We start from the raw sequence: 18,155 nt of genomic DNA, 5'->3' as shown, positions 1-18,155 counted from the left end.
ATGAGTTCCCTTAAGCCTGTTTTTTAAATGTTATCAGTAACTCTGAAGTTACAACTTCGGGGAGAGTAAAAGATTATGCAATGCTTTTGTCATAGTGAGCTCAATACTATATGCTCCGCTATTTTATTTATCTAAATAGAATTACATCATTTGCAATTTGATGCTAAATCAATAAAGGAATAACAGGTTGAGAGCAGCGCTTAGAAAAAAGATCATCGAAGTATGTGAGCAGAAAATTGAGAAAAAAGGACAAGATGTCGGCCTTTCCTTTTATGCATTTTTTAAGAATAAGAATGACCAGCCAGAAGTGCTGATGGAGGCTGCACGTTGGTGGATTGAAACTCATCAATTAGACCATTTTGAAAAAGCGAGAAAAATTAAAGCCATGGTAGAGTCGGGTGATTAACCTTTATTGAGTTAACTACAATTTCGCCTGTCACTTTTCGTTATCTAGCTTCAATAAACCTGACTGTTGCTTTGTGCCATATTAAGTCAATCGACTAAAGCTGTATTTGGTGAAATTAAATATGTCAGCAAACGTTCAATTGCTCATTATTGGCCACAAATAAGTTACAGGCTTGGCTAAATTTGTATTTTCGGATAACAGGAAGGAATGTGAAGCGACTAATCTATACGAGCGGAAAATTTTTATCATCCACGTCAAACCGAATAGACTAGAACTTTGTCAGCTATTTGAAAGTTAGTGCTCCCCATGACTCAACATCAAACAGATTAAAGCCTTCTTTCGTGAATTTAAGCGATGTTTGCTAAATTTGTAGTTTAACTTTGGTTTAACTTTTGCTTATGATGTTATACCAAGCCCAAAAAGTTGACACTATGAAATCGAATCCCATTGATGTTATTACCCCTGCCTTTTACAAAGAGTTTGAGTGTGCAGCGGACCAATGCCCAGATCATTGCTGTCATAGCTGGTCAGTTGATGTCGATAAAAAAACATTTAAAAACTTAAAAAAAAGTAACGTTATCGTCATTAAAAATCTAGCCAACGAACATCTTAAATTAACTCGAAAGTCTCTTGAGAACTGGGGGAGTATACAAATGCTTTCCGACGGCAATTGCCCCTTTTTAGACGAGAGCAAATTATGTCAGATTCACAAACATAGTGGTCATCAAGCGCTATCAAACATTTGCAAGAGTTATCCTAGAGCCTTATTTTGGTTTGGGGATCATGTGGAAGCAAGCTTAAGTCTGTCGTGTCCTAGTGCCGCAAAAAATATCTTATTTAATAACTCAGCCATGATGTTCGAAGCGGTACAACAGCCTGAACATAAAATTAGTAATGATATTTTGGGCGGCTATTTACATAATGCTCTACCTGCTTGGATGCCGATTTTACGAGATTCTTGTTTTAATATATTACTGTTCGACGCTATTTCTATAGAAGAACGTTTGTTTTCGATCGGTATGTTGTTGAAACAATCTGAGCAGCACCTTGAAACGCCTGCTCGTTTAGAACAGTTAATAAGTACTGTAGAAGAAATGATTACTGATGGTTCACTCAGTAAAATGTATCTCGACCTACCAAACAATGACGAATTAAAATGGCGTGTTTTTATTCATCAAGATAAAAAGCTTGAGCAAGAAACCGCGATGTTTGGCGATACAATAGAGAACTTAACGTTATCAACCTCTGGCCAGCGTTTTGATGTTTGCAGGCAAGCGGTTATTGAACAATTTAACCAACGAATGAAGGCAGAGAAAGAGAATTCGGCGCAAAACCAAATATTTGCCAACATGCTAAAAGAAGCAAAGCCAATTTTAGATGATTATTTTAGTAACAAACCGCAAGTTCTAACTAATTATTTATTGTATTACTTTTATCATAATCAATTTTTATATAGTTCAGGAAAAACACCGTTTCAATTTTTCCGAATACTCTGTGTTGACTTGTTTAATTTAAAAGCCTATCTGAGTGCAATGGCTTTAAAAGATAATCGTTTAACTGATGATTCAGTGTTACTGCTATTTCAATCGTATGCTCGTCGTCGGCAACACGAAGCAAATTTTATTGAAAATATGGAACACCAGCTGGAAACAACTGGTACTCAAAGTGCGGGTGCCATTTTTGGATTGTTAAAGTGACAATAAAAGCTTGATATATGCTCAACTAGGTTAGCTAAGATAACTGAGTGTCATTCTCAGTTATCTCTAGAATTTAACCCGTTGCAGGATAAATCATACTATTAGCATTACGTTATAACTGCTTTAATACCTTATCTAAGCCTTTTTTAGACTCCGCCACTGCCTGCAATGGTGTCAAACCATTGGGGTATTCTTCTTGTTCTACCACCAACCATAATGTACCACCTACAGCAATATTGGCTTTGGTTAAATTCAACCAATCGATGGTATCTTTGCCAATAATCGGTAGTTTACCTTCAGTGCCCTCTGGAAGTCTCACTTTATAGTGAGTTGTTAATGTTCTACCTGGGTAGCGCTTTACGTACTCTATTGGGTCTTTGCCGGCATAAGTTGTCCAACCTACATCTTGCTGCAAAACAACATCTGACGTAGTATTTTTTGCAATATAATCCCAATAGGTTGTTCCTTGAAAGTCGTTAAACTCTTGGTCATGGTTGTGAAAACCAATGCGCATATGATGTGGCTTTAACTTTTTAGCCAGTTTGTTTAACTCAGCCACTACCTCTTTCACGCCCTCTGGGTGCCATGCTCTTTCATCCCATGGCACAATTAACATTGTGGTACCAATGGCTTTATAAAAAGCGACAGTTGCGTCGAATTTCTCTTCTGACAGTTGGTCAAAGCCCATATGCGCACCGCTCACTTCAAGATCAAGCGAATTTAAGTAGCTTTTAAGTTGCTCAGGTTGCGTTTTAAAAGGTCCAAATTCCCCCGCAAATTCAACACCTTCAAACCCCATTTGCGCAAGCTGCGCCAACGTCGGTTTAAAGTCATCTTTTACGTCATTCTTAACAGACCAAAGTTGCACACTGATTTTTGGCAATATAGCTTTATCACTTTTGTCTGCATATGCATTGGCACTTAATAGCGTTATGCAGCCTAACAATGGCATAAGTAATTTTTTCATTATCTTTCCTAATTGAATTCGGTAAATAGTTATATTCTGCCAGCTTTCATTTCTTTAACGGCATAATCGACTGCTCTAGCCGTCAAGGCCATAAAGGTCAGTGACGGGTTAACAACCGCGGATGAACAGAAGCTTGAACCATCGGTAACAAATAAATTGGCGATGTCATGACTTTGGTTAAATTGATTTAACACAGAGTCTTTGGCGTTGTGCCCCATGCGTGCCGTACCTACTTCATGAATCGCAAGACCTGGAGGCCCGCCTTCAATGGAGTTGTAACTGCTAACATTTTCTAAACCCGCCTTAATCAACATATCTTTTGCCGTAGCCTCTGCATCAGCCATCATTGCCTTTTCATTATCAGACCATTGGCAATTGATGTGTAGTTGTGGGATGCCCCACTTATCTTTTTTCGTCGGATGTAAGCTGACCTGATTTTCATAACGAGGCAACATCTCACCTTGTGCTTGCAGGTTAAAAAACCACGTACCAGCTTGCGTTAGCTGATGTTTAAAGTCAGCACCTATGCCCTTGCCACGAGACATTTGCTGCCAGTTTGCTCGGCCAGAACCACCGGCCAATGCGTAGCCTCGCTGATATCCTTTTTTGTATCGCTTAGGCTCAAACTGAAAGTTAGGAATGTAAATACCCGTTGGACGTCTGCCTGAATAAAATTCATCTTCAAAGCCTTTAACAAAACCAAATGCTCCAGCATTGTAGTTATGATCCATTAAATAATGGCCTAACACGCCCGAGCTATTTGCCAAGCCATTTGGGAAACTTTTTGAGGTGGAATTTAGCAAGATCTGCGTTGAACCTAGGGTAGAAGCACACAAAAATACCATTTTTGCGTAGTACTCTCGTGGTTTAAGGGTTTCATTGTCGATAACACGAACCCCTGTAACACGTTTGCTGCTCTCATCGTAAATTAAACTATGCACAACACTGTTAGCTGCTATGTGCAAATTACCCGTTTTAGCCGCTGCGGGTAACGTAGAACTTTGAGTAGAAAAATAAGCGCCAAAAGAGCAACCTTTTTGACACTCATTTCGTGCCTGACACGTTACGCGCCCTTGTGATAAATGAAGTTCCGTTGCCTTTGATAAGTGTGCGGTTCGCCCCATTACCATAGGTCTATCAGGAAAAAGTTCAGCAAACTTTTTCTGAATACTTAATTCTGGTTTAGTAAAATCAAACGGTGGTAAAAACTCACTGTCAGGTAGTTGGTCCAAACCATCGTAGTTACCTGAAATACCTGCATGTTTTTCCACATGAGAATACCATGGCGCAATATCTTTGTAGCGAATCGGCCAGTCATTACCATGACCATCAAGTTTATTGGCTTCAAAGTCATAATTGCTAAAACGATACGACTGACGATGCCACAATAATGATTTACCACCTAATTGATTAGCGCGGATCCAGCTAAATTTAGTCCCTTCTTCTGTTGAATAAGGTAAGTCTTTATCATTCCCAAAAAAGTGTTTAGTACCATCATGAAATGCATAGCATTGCTGTTGAATTTTATACTGTTCTTCTAACAGTAAATTATCTACTTTCATGCGATTTGGGTATTGCCAAACGCCCTTTCCTTCCGTGTGATAATCTTTTTGATGTTCAACGACACGCCCACGTTCTAGCATTAACGTTTTTAAGCCGCGTTCACACAACTCTTTTGCTGCCCAACCGCCACTAACACCTGAGCCAACGACTAGTGCATCATAAACTTCATTTGACTCTTCAATATATAAATCAGCTTGTTTGTTCATTACATTCACCCTTAATAGTAAGCCAAAGAGCCATAAGACTTACCAACCGATGCATAAGGAATCGAGCCCTTAAATCCACCTGGCACCGCTTGATATGCAAGTACCTGAGTTGCACCAATTTCAGTAGTGAAATAGCCATAAACAATTAACGACTTCAAAAGTGAAAATGCAGCACCATCTTGCTCATCAAAGCCCGCTTGTTGTGCTTCTATTTGTTGCAGCAATAGTATTTGCTGTTTTGCGGTCAGTTCAACATAGCTTTTTTGCCAATGTGACATTGCCATTTGCTTTATTTTTTCAACGATTGCAATAGCTTGTTGCTGTTGTTCTTTACTAAAACAAACACTCAATTGATGGTCGATAAAACCATGTACGCCAAGTTGGGCGGCACTTGGTGTATCTGTTTGTGGCAATACTTGTGCACAAATATCATGTAAACATTGCATCTGTTTTTCAGTAAACAGTGTTAATGCCTGATTGGTACTGTCACTTTCAGCTTGATAGCTTAGTGCACTGGCTAAAGCTTGACCTGACATTAACTGTGCGCTTACACCAGCTCCCATCAGCACGGCTAAGCCTTGCATAAACTGCCGTTTATTCACGGCAGTATCTAATATATGTTTTTTCATCTTCCCCCCAGAAAATCCCGTTTATGTTGGCTGCTGGTGTTTGTTCTTCATATACCAAGTAAGCACAGCAAAGGTGACAATTAACACCACTGGGAACAAGGCTAGATTTGCTAACGCAGCTTGACCAGCAGCTAACTCGGCCATTTGTGGATCTGAATTGGCCAATAGTGCTTGTTGGCGTGCATCATCAATCCACTGGCCAATAATAGGGTTCCACATACTCACAGCAAACATACCTACTCCACCCATAATAGACATTCCTAAAGCCCCTGTTTGCGGGATATTTTCTGCAACAAAACCTATCATGGTGGGCCAGAAATAAGTGACACCAATGGCGAAGATCAGTGCCGATACATAAACCATTGGCCCTGTTGCCATACTCATGGAGAAAATACCCAAAGCGGTAAATATCGCTGAGGCAAATAACACCCCGGAAGGATTAAGCCTGTGCACTAAAGGTCCAGCAAAATAACGCCCCACAGCCATAACGCCAGTGATCATTGCCATGATCAACATAGGTGAAGCACCCGAAGCTCCTAAAATACGCTCAATCCATTGTTGTGTGCCTAATTCACTTGTCGCCGTTAAGGTCATACAAAACGCCATGAATAAAAATAACGGTGAAAGTAAACCACGAATGTTTTTACTGGTGGAGGTTTCAATATTGTCGGTTTCAGGGAACTGTTGAGATAAAATCAGGTAGCCGTAGACAATAGTTGGCAATAACATGATCGCAATTTGTAATTGCCACCCCATCGACATATCTGTCATAAATTTAGATAACAATGCGCCAATAACAATGCCGCCAGGGAACCAAACGTGGAAACGGTTAAGCATAGTCGTTTGGTTTTTATGATACATGTCAGCAATCAATGGATTACAACCAGCTTCTACCGCACCATTGGCAAAGCCAATACAAAAAGTAGAAATTAACAAGCTCCAGAAACCACCGGCCTGAATCGTTAGTATTAAGCCAACGATATGCCCGACCAATGCAATGATGATCAGTTTTTTAGCGCCTAAGTAGTTATACAGTAGACCACCTAACATGGTTGCAACTGGAAAACCCAAAAACGCCATAGCATTGATCCAGCCTAATTGAGTATCTGATAATGCAAAATCTTGGCTCAATTGACTTAATATTCCCGCTCTGATGGCAAAGGTCATCGCCGTAACGGTTAGTGCTAAGCAACTCGCAATAAAGAGTTTATTTTTATTAATTGTTGTCATTTATTACTCCTATAACCCTAAAATTTGGCGATTTAATGCATCATCTTTACCACTGGATGCAAAATCGTCAAACGCATGTTCTGGTGTTCTAATTAAGTGGCTAGCAATAAATGGAGCCCCCTCTCTTGCGCCATCTTCAGGGTGTTTCAAACAACATTCCCATTCAAGCACTGCCCAACCTTGATAGCCATACTGGGTTAATTTGCTAAAGATTTGTTTAAAATCGATTTGCCCATCACCAAGCGAGCGAAAACGGCCTGGTCTATTTTGCCAGTCTTGATAACCCCCATAGACACCACTTCTACCATTGGCACGAAACTCAGCATCTTTCACGTGAAATGCTTTAATGCGCTCATGATAAATATCAATAAAAGCCAAATAATCAAGCTGTTGTAATACAAAGTGACTTGGGTCATATAAGATATTGGCACGGCTATGATGATTTGTCGCGTCTAAAAAGCGTTCAAACGTCACCCCATCGTGTAAATCTTCACCAGGATGAAGCTCAAAACAAGCATCAACACCAGCATCTTCAAACGCATCGAGAATAGGTAACCAGCGCTTGGCTAATTCAGCAAAACCTTCTTCAACTAAGCCTGCAGGTCGCTGTGGCCATGGATAAACAGTTTGCCATAACAGCGCACCAGAAAATGTCGCATGTGCAGTTAAACCAAGTTTTTGGCTAACTTTAGCGGCCATTTTAACTTGCTCAATCGCCCACTCCGTGCGCGCTTGAGGATTGTTTTTAACTGACGCGTCGGCAAACCCATCAAACTGAGCGTTATAAGCGGGATGCACGGCAACAAGTTGGCCTTGTAAATGTGTAGACAACTCACTGATTTCCAGCCCTGCACTTTTAACTATGCCTTTAATTTCATCACAATAAACATCACTGCTATATGCTTTTTCCAAGTCAAATAAACGTTTATCCCATGTCGGTATTTGTACCGCTTTGTAGCCTAAACTAGCGACCCATTGGCAAATATCAGCGAGCGAGTTGTAAGGCGCTTCATCTTGGCAAAACTGTGCGAGAAAAATGCCTGGCCCTTTAAATTGTGTCATTTTTTATCCCTCTTAACTTTCACTGATGTTCATCGCATGCCACTTAGTATTTGACTTACTTGCGATAACCGTTTGTTCAATAAATGCCATACCACGAATCGCCTGTTCAATACCCGGTACATCATGTGTTTCATTGCTACTATCTTCACCAGCGTGAAATGCTCTAATTTGCTTGGCAAAGTTCAGGTATAAATTAGCAAAGGCTTCAATGTATCCTTCGGGGTGACCAGCAGGCGTGCGCATTGCAGTCATAGCACTAGAACATAAGTCACCAACGCCAGCCCTTAACATTTGTGTTGGTTGGTTATTTGATCTAAGCCACAAAGTATTTGGCTCCATTTGTGACCAATCTATGCTCTTGTTCTCGCCATAAATTCGAAGACGTAAGTTGTTTTCTTCACCGATACATATTTGGCTGGCCATTAATACACCTTTAGCGCCATTGGTCAGTTTTAACAAAACCGTACCGTCGTCATCGAGCTGACGATCTTCTACTGTGGTATTTAAGTCGGCACAAAGGTATTCAATGTTTAGTCCTGCAACGTATTCAAGTAAATTAGCAGCATGTACGCCAATATCTCCCATACAGCAACTGATGCCAGATAACTTAGGATCTAAACGCCAACTTGCTTGTTTACTGGTTTCATCCGCTTTAGATGCCAACCAACCTTGAGAATATTCAACAACGACTTTGCGAATTTGACCTAGTTCACCACAAGCCACCATATGTTTAGCTTGTTTGATCATTGGATAACCATTATAGGTATGTGTTAATCCATAGAGGACATCATGATTTTCAAGCAGTGTTTTTAGCGCAATCGCTTCGTTTAAGTTAAAGGTGGCCGGTTTGTCCGACATCACATGAAAACCATATTCAATCGCCATTTTTGCAACCGGAAAGTGCAAATGGTTAGGCGTTACGATGGCAACGAAGTCCATGCGTTTATCAGCACTTAGTTGTGATTCTTGCTCAAACATTTGTTGATAACTGTCATAACAGCGATCAGCAGGTAAATACATGGCTTGGCCCGAGCTTTTACTTCTTTGTGCATCAGAGCTAAACGCACCACATACTAGTTCTATTTCACCATCAAGTGCAGCGGCCATGCGATGAAGTGCACCAATAAATGCACCACTACCACCACCAACCATGCCCATGCGAATTTTTCTCATCAGCGAGTTGCCTGTTTTCTGTTCATCATGCATTAAATATAGAATTATCTGTTGATGAGGTGTTACTATGAAATCGGTTTTTAATGCAACGAAATCGGCGTTATATAAATTATTGAGAGCCTCATATGCCAGTCAATAACAGCTTGTTAGACAATATAAACTGCATCGAACTTATTAAAATGTTTGATCTTTTACCCGACATACTTTTTTGGATAAAAGACGAAAAACATCAATTTATCTACGCAAATAAAGCGTTCATCAAACACCAAGGTGTTAAATCAATTGAACAGGTTATTGGTAAAACAGATCACCATTTTGCCCCTGCACATATTGCACAACAATTTGTGCAAGATGATGAAAAAATACTCGCTGGTGGCAGTGTTACTGAACGTTTAGAGATGAATATTGGTGTTGATGGCAACTTTGCTTGGTACAGCACCAGCAAGCGTCCATTAAAAGATATTAACGGAAATATTGTTGGCTCTTATGGCGTTACCCGTCACTTGGAGAAACTGGCTAAAGCGTTAACTGGCTTAGAAGCGGTTAAAGCTCCCGTAGACTTTATTAAAGAAAACTACCACAGACCTTTTACCATAGAAGAATTGGCGGAAGTTGCCCACTTGTCGGTAAGCGCACTAGAAAGGCGATTTAAAAAACACCTGAAAAAAACACCCAAGCAATTTATCACGCAACTTCGCCTTGAAAAAGCGAGACGCTTGCTAGTGGAAACCAACATTGCGATTGCTGATGTGGGCGAACGAGCAGGTTTTGCCGATCACAGTTATTTCAGTAAACAATTTAAGCTCATGTTTGGCAAACTGCCTTCAGAGTTTCGTGACAACTATAGATAACCCTGTTAAATTCTGCACGCGGCTGCACAAATTCTGTTTTCAATTCAAGGAAATTTTTATGAAAATTGAACAAGTGCTTCCTAGCGACTATCCAGAGTTATTAGCCGTTTGGGAAGATTCAGTCCGAGCAACTCACAGCTTTATTAGTGAAGATGATATAGCGTTTTTTAAACCTATTATTGTTGAGCAAGCATTTCCTGCCGTTGAGTTAAGGTGCATTAAAGATGACCAAGGAAAAATTTTGGCATTTATTGGTGTGCATGAACACAAGGTAGAAATGTTATTTGTCCTCAATGCAAAGCGAGGGCAAGGTATAGGCAAAGAGCTTATGCAATATGCTTTAACACGTTTTCAGGTAAATAGCGTGGATGTGAATGAACAAAACCCGCAAGCCGTTGGTTTTTACCAAGCACTAGGGTTTAACATTAAATCTCGCTCACCTGTTGATGATATGGGGAAACCTTTTCCGATCCTTCATTTAGCGCTGTAATCCTCGGTTGTGTTCCATCAACCTGGCAGAAGAGGCACGACAAGCTAAAAACTTAAGTGCTTCCGACTACTTAATTATCATAGAAGTATCAAAGTTATAAAATACAATTAGTTGAATAGATTTAACCCTTTTTATCAAAAGACACTTGCAAACAAAAAGCTAAAATAATTATCACTTAATTGTTGCTTAATTGTTGCTTAATTGTTGCTTAATTGTTGCTTAATTGTTGACATTGTAACTTTGGGTGAATTAGAATCCACACCACTAAATATTTAAAGGATTAAATATATTCTTCTATGTCGTTATTTAGAAAGGAAGCAGTTTCCCACCAAAGTGAGCGTTTAACAGGTGCTATTACCTTAGCTCAACCCTTATCTATCAAACTCACTGTTTTAATATTAGTGGCTATTGCTATTGCTATTGTCGCATTTTTATTGACCGCCGAATATTCACGTAAAGAAACCGTGCGTGGCTTTTTAATGCCTAATAAAGGGGTAATTAAAAGTTTTGCTACTCAAGGCGGCACCATCGAACATTTATTGGTTAAAGAAGGCGATAACGTTAAAAAGGGCCAAGCTATAGCGACTATCGTTATACATCAAAACAGCGCTGACGGTTTAAGCTTAAGTAGCAAGTTGGAAAAACAACTAACGTCACAATTAACCTTACTTGATGAAGAAATAAGGCAATACCAGTCCATTGAAGTAAAAGAACGTCAAAACCTCGAAAATAAAGCATCAGCGTTAAACAGCGAAAAAATTGCTCTAGAAAGCCAATTTACACTGGCTAACGAAAAGCTAAAATTGTTATTGGCACAACAAAAAGATGTTGAACAACTTAATAACAGCGGTTTTATTTCAACATTTGAAAAAGAAAGTAGACAACAAGCGTTGCTGGAAGCAAAACAAGATAAACAAAATATCGCTCGACTACTGCTGCAACAAAACAATCAAATTAATCAAGTAGCTTTTGATAAAGCGAATTTACCACAACAATATACGCTGCGTATTAATAGCTTATTACGTGAAAAAGCAGACATTGAGAACCAATTGGCGCAAGTAAAAAATAGCCATAGTTACACCATTACAGCGAGTCACGCTGGAACAGTGACTAGCATTCAAGTGGTTGAAGGTGAAACATTGTCGCCTTCAGCAGCACAATCAAAGCCGCTGTTACATGTTCTGCCACAAGGCTCTGAACTTGTCGCAGAGTTACTATTACCCACTCGAAGTGCAGGCTTTATCGCCAAAGGTCAAACATCGCGCCTACGTTTTGATGCATTTCCTTATCAGCGCTTTGGTTTTATTGAAAGTGAAATTACTCGAATTGACCGAGCACTCACTACTCCCAATGAAGTGCAACTGCCAATAGCATTAAAAGAGCCTGTTTATCGTCTACGTGCGAGGTTAAGTAAACAACAAATGCAAGCATACGGACAAAGCTTTGAACTAAAAAGCGGTATGTTATTTGAGGCCGATATCATGCTTGAACAGCGAACTTTGATTGAATGGTTATTAGAGCCGCTATATAGCTTAAAAGGCAGAGTAAGCTAAGTGGCATGTAAAAAAGTTAAAATAATTTTTCTGGTAAGGTAAAAGCAAAAACCTTATCAGAAAATAAAGCGGCTGACTTTAGTCAACTTTAGCGAGAACAACTAAAGCCAGCCTAACTAACTGCTCATTATCATAAGGTAATGAGCAAATTAATCACTCGACAAAAGTCGAGATATTTGGAGTATAACATTATGCGTGAGCTAAACGTAAATGAATTAGAGTTAGTAAATGGCGGTGATCTAATTGACAACCCGGAATCAGAGTTAGGTAAAACAATTAACGATTTACATGATCTAACTCAGAGTGCCGGTAAAGCGCTTGGTGGCTGGTTATATGAACTCATAAATGAGTAATTTTCTACCCCAATAGGGCTTTCTTTTTTATTTTAAAGCTCTTATATACGCCTATATTTTATTTATGTGGTTAATATATAGGCGTATTCATTGTAGTTACATTGATTACTCAAGGTATTCAGAATGAAAAGCTCAGGCTTAGCGGTTTTTATTATTCTAATCATAGGTACTATTGCACAAGACACTTTTCTTGCTCAATTTTTCAACCTGTTCATATCTTCTACATTCTATTCGAATCAATTGGCTTTTTGTCTATTTTCAATATTTATGTCAGCCTTTTTAATAAAGTTTGTTATAGAAAAAAGAGAAGATACAAAGGAACTTATTAAACTTGATGGCGTGAGTTACCAAGGAGCTTTGGTGGCATTAGTTATAGGAGTTTTAATGGTTCCCGTTTCTTTCGGCCTACACTCTATTGAAGTGCTTACTGTAGCTCAGTTTTCACCAGATTTTGCAAACTCCTTATGGGACTTTGAAAACTCCAAGGTAACATTTGAAAAAAATGATAAGCTTGGTAGTAGTCTCGCTACTTTTTTTACTTTTGCTATTGTTCATTCAGTAATAGGGCCATTTATGGAGGAGTTAACATTTCGAGGAGCAATATTATCAATCTGGAACACGAAGTATTCTAAAATTTCTGCCTTGATTCTTACTTCGTTGTTATTTACGGTCATCCACCCAGTAAAGAGTTATTTAGACATTTTTGTTTTTAGTTTCTTCGTTGGTTGGTTAACTTTGCAAACACGTAAATTGATTTATGCATATTTAATCCATGCAACCTATAATTTGTTTTCTTGGTTATTAGAGGGGTACAATCTGCTGGAAGTTTTTCGAAATAAATCTCCACTGTTATTGTCTTCTGCTAAAACATGGACTTCTGAATTAACAATTTCATTTTTAGCAGCGATCGTTATCGCTTTTCTGGTTACTTCCTTAAATTTTCATAAAATACAGTATCTTAAAGCAGATAAATATTAATATTTTTTAAAAATGATTTAAGTATTTATAATCTATATAAAAGTAGAAAACTTCCAATGTTTAAAAGTCCTAAATTTGATTTAATGAGCTGTGAATTTTAGTGCAATATTTAAAAAATAAAGCTCCTTTAAATTTTACTTTGCGTAAGCAGATTCCACTAATACTACAAACTGAAATAGCTGAATGTGGTTTAGCTTCTTTGGCAATGATTGCTAGCTATTATGGTCACCAACTCGATATGCCAGCAATGCGCAAACGTTATTCTGCTGATTTAAAGGGGATGAACCTTCAGCAGCTTATTGACTTAGGCGATAGTTTAGGCCTAGCCAGTCGCGCCTTACAATGCCCGATTGATGAAGTACATAAACTACAAACGCCTTGTATTTTGCACTGGGATATGAATCACTTTGTGGTTTTAACGAAAGTTTCAGGTAAAGGCATCAACGCGAAATATTCGGTTAATGATCCTGCTGTGGGTAAACGCACCTTAACAACTGAAGATTTTAGTAAACACTTTACGGGCGTTTGTTTAGAGCTTACACCGACCAGTAAATTTGAAGTAAAAGAAGAAAAAGCCAAAATGAAGTTCACCCAGCTGTGGAGTTCAATGTCGGGTTTAAAGTCAGGGTTAGTCAAACTCATCGGCTTGTCTTTGGTGCTGCAGCTATTTGCTTTAATGACACCTTATTATATGCAGTGGGTGGTTGATGAAGTATTGATTAGTTTTGATAAACCTTTATTAACAGTACTGGCGATTGGCTTTGCCTTAATTGCGGTGATTTCAGTTGTCACCAATGCAGTACGAAGTTGGTTAATATTACGGCTTTCAAGTCTGTTAAATATGCAAATGGGGGTAAATCTACTCAGGCATTTATTGCGTTTGCCGATGAACTATTTTGAGTCTCGGCATGTTGGTGATATTGTTTCCCGTTTTGGTTCATTGGCGCATATTCGTGAACGTATAACTACAGGTTTTGTTGAAACCTTAGTAGATGGTGTGATGGCAATTACGGTACTAGTGATGATGGCACTTTATTCTTTAAAATTAACTGCTGTGGTGTTGGGCGCTATAGCACTTTACACCCTAGTGCGATTAGCACTTTATCGGCCACTGCACCAAGCAACCGAAGAAATGATCCAAGCATCCGCCAAAGAGCAATCAAATTTTTTAGAAAATATTCGTGGCATGCAAACCATTAAGTTGTTTGGCAACGAATCTCAACGCCAAGGCATTTGGCAAAATCGCTATGCAGAAGTGATTAATAGTGAAATTCGTCTGGGTCGATTAAATATCAGTTTCGATTCGTTCAATAAACTACTGTTTGGTTTAGAAAATGTTTTGGTCATTTATTTTGCTGCTATTATGGTAATGGCAAATAGCTTAACCGTTGGTATGGTGCTCGCTTTTATTGCCTATAAAGGACAATTGACTACCCGATTTACCAACCTGATTGAGCAAATTATTCAATTTAAAATGATGCGACTACACCTTGATCGTATTTCAGATATCGCACTCACTGAACAAGAAGCAAACCGTGATGGTGAAGCGGTATATTTAGCAAGTGGTATAGAAAATAAAGACTCGCCTGATGGAAAACCACTTAAAGGCCAATTAACATTAGAAAATATTTGTTTTAGTTATGGCGAAGAAGCTGCCATTTTAAATAACGTTAGTCTGACGCTAAGCGCTGGTAAATCCATTGCAATTACCGGAGCGTCAGGTGCGGGTAAAACGACGTTAATGAAAATTATGCTTGGGTTATTGCAGCCAACCTCAGGTAAAGTGCTGCTTGATGGTAAAGACATCACTCAACTTGGCCTTAAAAATTATCGTAAACAAATTGCCGCGGTCATGCAAAATGATACTTTATTGGCTGGTTCTATCGCAGATAATATTAGCTTTTTTGACCCACAGCCTAACTATTTAAAAATAGAACAATGTGCTCATTTAGCAGCTATTCATGATGACGTCACCAAAATGACCATGGGTTACAATTCTTTGGTTGGTGATATGGGCTCGAACTTATCTGGCGGTCAAGTTCAGCGATTGTTATTGGCTCGTGCTTTGTACCAAACACCATGTGTATTGTTTATGGATGAAGCAACAAGTCACCTAGATAAAGACAATGAAGCTAAGATCAGTGAACAGATCCAGCATTTACCGATGACGCGAATTATGATTGCTCACCGACAAGAGACGATTAATATGGCGGGGCAAGTTTTTCATTTAGAAAATGGTACGCTAACAAATATTAATGAAATTTGTTCTAAAACGGCTAGCTGAGTCATTTTAAGTATATGCATATTCGCGTGAAATATTGATTTTCGACTTAGTATTTCACCCTTTTGGTTTCAGCTTTATACGTCCTAACCCGCTTTTTTTTTAAAACCCTGTGTATTATTTTTCATATACTAAAAGAGCGTTAAATCGTAGATCAGCTGATATCATTTCACTAATTGCAAAATATTCACATCAGCAAGCTTTTCGATATCAACAGATTCTTTAAACATGATTTGGTTTTTAAAGCGATCAAAATTGGCTCGCCCTACTTCCAACTGTGAACAAAATTGTTTAAACGTTTCAAAGTCTGCTCGAGTAAACACTTCATTTTCACGTGTTAACAAGCCATCAAAATACGCCGTATCTCCGTTAACACTCACAGAAGCAATCGCACTATACGGGTCACCATAATCTTCCACACGCAACGCGCGTACTGCTTTTACTTCAAATATCCAGTTGTTTAATTTTACATACCGAGGCATTGTCGACATTAGCATAACCTTCAAACGAAAAAAGTCGGCTGATAGTTGGGAATGCAGCCGACATAAAATAGGGGTGTTTGCGCTAGAGCATTTCAGGCTAGATTTTTGCAGTGTTTCCTACGTAAGCAGTAAACTCTTCTTCGTTAATTGATTTGTCACCATTGGTGTCAATTTCGTTGAAGGCTGATAATAATTGCGACTCCATTGCGCCTTCTAATTCATCTTTGCTTAACTCGCCATTTTTGTTAGCATCAGCTTTTTTCAATAACTGAGAGAAAGTACTTTTTGCCTTGTCAGCAGCGTTTGACTTTGCTAATTCAACTGGCTCTTTAGCGTTTACTAAAAACGTACCAGCAAAACATGCTAATGCAACTACACTTACTTTTTTTAAGCTTACAGGTTTCATACTTTTTTTCCTTATATAGAGTGTTAAGTATTCAGTTGTTTCAAATATTAGGAATGTCTCCTGACTAGACTAAAGCATCTAACGTGCCAAAGTTTATTAATTCATATTTTACAACAACTTAACCTAAGCAACTTAATTTTCCCCCTGTAAAACCACCATCAAAGTGTTGCCAAATGGCGACAGGTTTTTTAATTAATAAATAAATCCATCACTTTCACATACAACAAAAAACTTTTTATACCTAATATTCAACAACTTAAGTTACAACCTGTAGAGTAACACCTTTTGTTGCCATTTGGCGACAGCATTGTAAAGTCACCTAAATAGCGTAAAAATACGCACAGATATTTGTGATAGGACAAGCCTTTGTTTTCAACTCCTAAGGATAAACAGACGCAAAGCGTACGAAATTCCATTTCGATTAAAACGTTAACCTTTATTGGATTAAGTGCCGCGATACTACCGTTAATATTTGTGTTGCTTTATGGCAGTAACCAAATTAACGCTCTTGCCAGTAAAAGCGCGGAAAGCATCGTTGATGTTGCCTGGATAACAGATAAAGACAGAGCGCTATATCAGTCACTGATCCAGCTGCAGCGGACAAATAGTCAGTATTTGATCTTGCAAGAAAAAGACATTCTCGATCGATTTATGGTGCAAAAAGATGAATTACTGCAATTGCTCTTCGATATAGGTAATGAGCTATCACACCAATTATTAAATGAAAAAGTTGAACAGTTAACCCAACATTTAACCACGTTGAGCCATGTATTGACTGAAAGCCCTCTACCTAGTGTTGAGCAAGTGCAAATAAATTATGCACAAATTAATCAATTGCAGCAGGAAATTAGTCAGCTCAATGCAGAATTAATTGATAATAAGGTAACTCAGGTTCAAGAAACAGCAACCAATACACAAGGCACCTTACTCAATACTTTGATCATTATTCCTTTTTCCTTAGTAGCTGCAGCAATATTCACTTTAATCATTGCTAAACCTCTAGAAGCGTTATCCCTCCAGATTGGCCGGTTGGAACAAGGTAAGTTTGATCAAGCCATTCATTATTCCGGTGCACAAGAAGTGCTAGCCATTGGCCATGCATTAGAGCAAATGCGAGTGCAGTTACAACAGCTGGAAATGCAAAAGTCGAGTTTTATCCGTCATATTTCTCATGAATTAAAAACGCCATTAGCGGCTATTCGAGAGGGAACAGAGCTGCTATACGATAATAGTGTTGGAGAGTTAAACGAGGCACAGCAAGAGGTCACCAATATTATTCGCAGCAATGTGTCTCGTTTACAAATGTTAATAGAGGACTTACTCGATTTTAATATTGTGCTCGACTCAACAAGTTTGTCGCAGTTGCAATCAATAGAAATAACCTCAGTTTATCAAGAATGCTTAGAGCAACGTAAACTAGACTGTCAGGCGAAAAAACTTATCACCACGATCTCGGGTGAAACCTGCCAAATTGAAACAAACTATAAACAATTGTCTGTCATCTTTGATAACCTGTTATCAAACGCGATAAAATACTCACCGGAATCAGGCGAGATTACATTAACCATAAAAAAACACAGTGATAAAGTGGTGATGTTGTTATCAGATCAAGGGCCTGGTATTTCTGAACATAACCAAAGCAAAGTATTCGACGCATTTTATCAGGGCCCAGCACCAGATAATTCAGCAATAAAAAGTAGCGGCTTAGGGTTAACCATAGTAAAAGAGTTAGTTAGACGCTTGCAAGGAAGCATAGAACTACTCAATGAACCAAGAGTTCGAGGGTTAACTGTCAAGTTAACCTTGCCTTTAAAAAAGGATTAGACAA

At 38.7% G+C, this 18,155-nt stretch carries 17 protein-coding genes; 9 read left to right on the top strand and 8 right to left on the bottom strand.

Annotated features, from left to right (window positions below; translation table 11 throughout):
- The first annotated feature begins 187 nt into the window (after positions 1 to 187).
- Both IE199_RS01265 and fliB read left to right on the top strand, forming a co-directional pair.
- Positions 188 to 406 (top strand): DUF6500 family protein, encoded by a 219-nt coding sequence (locus tag IE199_RS01265; protein WP_189766905.1) that lies wholly within the window; start codon positions 188 to 190, stop codon positions 404 to 406.
- A gap of 431 nt (positions 407 to 837) precedes the next feature.
- Entirely contained in the window at positions 838 to 2,103 is a 1,266-nt protein-coding gene (fliB, locus tag IE199_RS01260; protein WP_189766904.1) for a flagellin lysine-N-methylase, read from the top strand.
- A gap of 112 nt (positions 2,104 to 2,215) precedes the next feature.
- Here the strand turns inward: fliB and IE199_RS01255 are convergent, their stop codons facing one another.
- Genes IE199_RS01255 through IE199_RS01230 form a run of 6 tightly spaced genes read right to left on the bottom strand, consistent with a single transcriptional unit; the run spans position 2,216 to position 8,933 of the window.
- Positions 2,216 to 3,070, bottom strand: coding sequence for a sugar phosphate isomerase/epimerase family protein (locus IE199_RS01255; RefSeq protein ID WP_189766903.1), 855 nt, complete (start codon positions 3,068 to 3,070; stop codon positions 2,216 to 2,218).
- Between the two features lie 29 nt (positions 3,071 to 3,099).
- The gene (locus IE199_RS01250) at positions 3,100 to 4,839 is read right to left on the bottom strand and encodes a GMC oxidoreductase (protein ID WP_189766902.1); all 1,740 of its coding nucleotides are present in this window, start codon (positions 4,837 to 4,839) and stop codon (positions 3,100 to 3,102) included.
- 11 nt (positions 4,840 to 4,850) lie between these two features.
- Complete coding sequence (locus IE199_RS01245; RefSeq protein ID WP_189766901.1) at positions 4,851 to 5,468, bottom strand: gluconate 2-dehydrogenase subunit 3 family protein; 618 nt, start codon at positions 5,466 to 5,468, stop codon at positions 4,851 to 4,853.
- A gap of 21 nt (positions 5,469 to 5,489) precedes the next feature.
- Positions 5,490 to 6,698, bottom strand: coding sequence for an MFS transporter (locus IE199_RS01240; protein WP_189766900.1), 1,209 nt, complete (start codon positions 6,696 to 6,698; stop codon positions 5,490 to 5,492).
- A 9-nt stretch (positions 6,699 to 6,707) separates the two neighbouring features.
- Positions 6,708 to 7,760, bottom strand: a complete 1,053-nt coding sequence (locus IE199_RS01235) for a sugar phosphate isomerase/epimerase family protein (RefSeq protein WP_189766899.1) — start codon at positions 7,758 to 7,760, stop codon at positions 6,708 to 6,710.
- Between the two features lie 12 nt (positions 7,761 to 7,772).
- The gene (locus tag IE199_RS01230; protein ID WP_229854459.1) at positions 7,773 to 8,933 is read right to left on the bottom strand and encodes a Gfo/Idh/MocA family protein; all 1,161 of its coding nucleotides are present in this window, start codon (positions 8,931 to 8,933) and stop codon (positions 7,773 to 7,775) included.
- Between the two features lie 125 nt (positions 8,934 to 9,058).
- On the opposite strand from IE199_RS01230, the gene IE199_RS01225 reads away from it, so the two are divergent.
- The 6 genes from IE199_RS01225 to IE199_RS01200 all read left to right on the top strand — a co-directional run bounded on the left by IE199_RS01225 (position 9,059) and on the right by IE199_RS01200 (position 15,442).
- A complete protein-coding gene (locus IE199_RS01225; RefSeq protein ID WP_189766898.1) occupies positions 9,059 to 9,784 on the top strand; it encodes an AraC family transcriptional regulator in 726 nt (241 codons plus the stop codon).
- 58 nt (positions 9,785 to 9,842) lie between these two features.
- On the top strand, positions 9,843 to 10,274 hold the full coding sequence (locus IE199_RS01220; protein WP_189766897.1) for a GNAT family N-acetyltransferase: 432 nt from the start codon (positions 9,843 to 9,845) through the stop codon (positions 10,272 to 10,274).
- 296 nt (positions 10,275 to 10,570) lie between these two features.
- Positions 10,571 to 11,827: a beta-barrel domain-containing protein gene (locus tag IE199_RS01215; RefSeq protein ID WP_189766896.1), complete on the top strand. Its 1,257-nt coding sequence runs from the start codon at positions 10,571 to 10,573 to the stop codon at positions 11,825 to 11,827.
- A gap of 191 nt (positions 11,828 to 12,018) precedes the next feature.
- Positions 12,019 to 12,180 (top strand): hypothetical protein, encoded by a 162-nt coding sequence (locus IE199_RS01210; RefSeq protein ID WP_189766895.1) that lies wholly within the window; start codon positions 12,019 to 12,021, stop codon positions 12,178 to 12,180.
- Between the two features lie 123 nt (positions 12,181 to 12,303).
- Positions 12,304 to 13,158, top strand: a complete 855-nt coding sequence (locus IE199_RS01205) for a CPBP family intramembrane glutamic endopeptidase (RefSeq protein WP_189766894.1) — start codon at positions 12,304 to 12,306, stop codon at positions 13,156 to 13,158.
- 205 nt (positions 13,159 to 13,363) lie between these two features.
- Positions 13,364 to 15,442 (top strand): peptidase domain-containing ABC transporter, encoded by a 2,079-nt coding sequence (locus IE199_RS01200; RefSeq protein ID WP_229854508.1) that lies wholly within the window; start codon positions 13,364 to 13,366, stop codon positions 15,440 to 15,442.
- A gap of 161 nt (positions 15,443 to 15,603) precedes the next feature.
- Here the strand turns inward: IE199_RS01200 and IE199_RS01195 are convergent, their stop codons facing one another.
- Positions 15,604 to 15,930 carry a hypothetical protein gene (locus IE199_RS01195; protein WP_229854457.1) on the bottom strand — a complete coding sequence of 109 codons (327 nt, stop codon included), beginning with the start codon at positions 15,928 to 15,930 and terminating at the stop codon, positions 15,604 to 15,606.
- 88 nt (positions 15,931 to 16,018) lie between these two features.
- Positions 16,019 to 16,327 carry an EF-hand domain-containing protein gene (locus IE199_RS01190; protein ID WP_189766892.1) on the bottom strand — a complete coding sequence of 103 codons (309 nt, stop codon included), beginning with the start codon at positions 16,325 to 16,327 and terminating at the stop codon, positions 16,019 to 16,021.
- A gap of 366 nt (positions 16,328 to 16,693) precedes the next feature.
- Here IE199_RS01190 and IE199_RS01185 point away from each other — a divergent pair, with 366 nt between their 5' ends.
- Positions 16,694 to 18,151, top strand: coding sequence for a HAMP domain-containing sensor histidine kinase (locus tag IE199_RS01185; RefSeq protein ID WP_189766891.1), 1,458 nt, complete (start codon positions 16,694 to 16,696; stop codon positions 18,149 to 18,151).
- Positions 18,152 to 18,155: the final 4 nt, after the last annotated feature.

The organism is Thalassotalea marina (genome assembly GCF_014656435.1).
Classification (GTDB): Bacteria; Pseudomonadota; Gammaproteobacteria; order Enterobacterales; family Alteromonadaceae; genus Thalassotalea_C; species Thalassotalea_C marina.
The sequence above is the reverse complement of the archived record's forward strand: the minus strand, read 5'-3'. Positions and strand labels throughout refer to the sequence as shown.

Excerpts from the sequence above, each read along its gene's own strand:
- IE199_RS01190 (WP_189766892.1), bottom strand. The coding sequence starts at position 16,327 with ATGAAACCTGTAAGCTTAAAAAAAGTAAGTGTAGTTGCATTAGCATGT.
- IE199_RS01215 (WP_189766896.1), top strand. The coding sequence starts at position 10,571 with ATGTCGTTATTTAGAAAGGAAGCAGTTTCCCACCAAAGTGAGCGTTTA.
- fliB (WP_189766904.1), top strand. The coding sequence starts at position 838 with ATGAAATCGAATCCCATTGATGTTATTACCCCTGCCTTTTACAAAGAG.
- IE199_RS01220 (WP_189766897.1), top strand. The coding sequence starts at position 9,843 with ATGAAAATTGAACAAGTGCTTCCTAGCGACTATCCAGAGTTATTAGCC.
- IE199_RS01255 (WP_189766903.1), bottom strand. The coding sequence starts at position 3,070 with ATGAAAAAATTACTTATGCCATTGTTAGGCTGCATAACGCTATTAAGT.
- IE199_RS01240 (WP_189766900.1), bottom strand. The coding sequence starts at position 6,698 with ATGACAACAATTAATAAAAATAAACTCTTTATTGCGAGTTGCTTAGCA.
- IE199_RS01195 (WP_229854457.1), bottom strand. The coding sequence starts at position 15,930 with ATGTCGACAATGCCTCGGTATGTAAAATTAAACAACTGGATATTTGAA.
- IE199_RS01245 (WP_189766901.1), bottom strand. The coding sequence starts at position 5,468 with ATGAAAAAACATATATTAGATACTGCCGTGAATAAACGGCAGTTTATG.
- IE199_RS01210 (WP_189766895.1), top strand. The coding sequence starts at position 12,019 with ATGCGTGAGCTAAACGTAAATGAATTAGAGTTAGTAAATGGCGGTGAT.
- IE199_RS01230 (WP_229854459.1), bottom strand. The coding sequence starts at position 8,933 with ATGAGAAAAATTCGCATGGGCATGGTTGGTGGTGGTAGTGGTGCATTT.
- IE199_RS01250 (WP_189766902.1), bottom strand. The coding sequence starts at position 4,839 with ATGAACAAACAAGCTGATTTATATATTGAAGAGTCAAATGAAGTTTAT.
- IE199_RS01225 (WP_189766898.1), top strand. The coding sequence starts at position 9,059 with ATGCCAGTCAATAACAGCTTGTTAGACAATATAAACTGCATCGAACTT.
- IE199_RS01235 (WP_189766899.1), bottom strand. The coding sequence starts at position 7,760 with ATGACACAATTTAAAGGGCCAGGCATTTTTCTCGCACAGTTTTGCCAA.
- IE199_RS01205 (WP_189766894.1), top strand. The coding sequence starts at position 12,304 with ATGAAAAGCTCAGGCTTAGCGGTTTTTATTATTCTAATCATAGGTACT.
- IE199_RS01200 (WP_229854508.1), top strand. The coding sequence starts at position 13,364 with ATGATTGCTAGCTATTATGGTCACCAACTCGATATGCCAGCAATGCGC.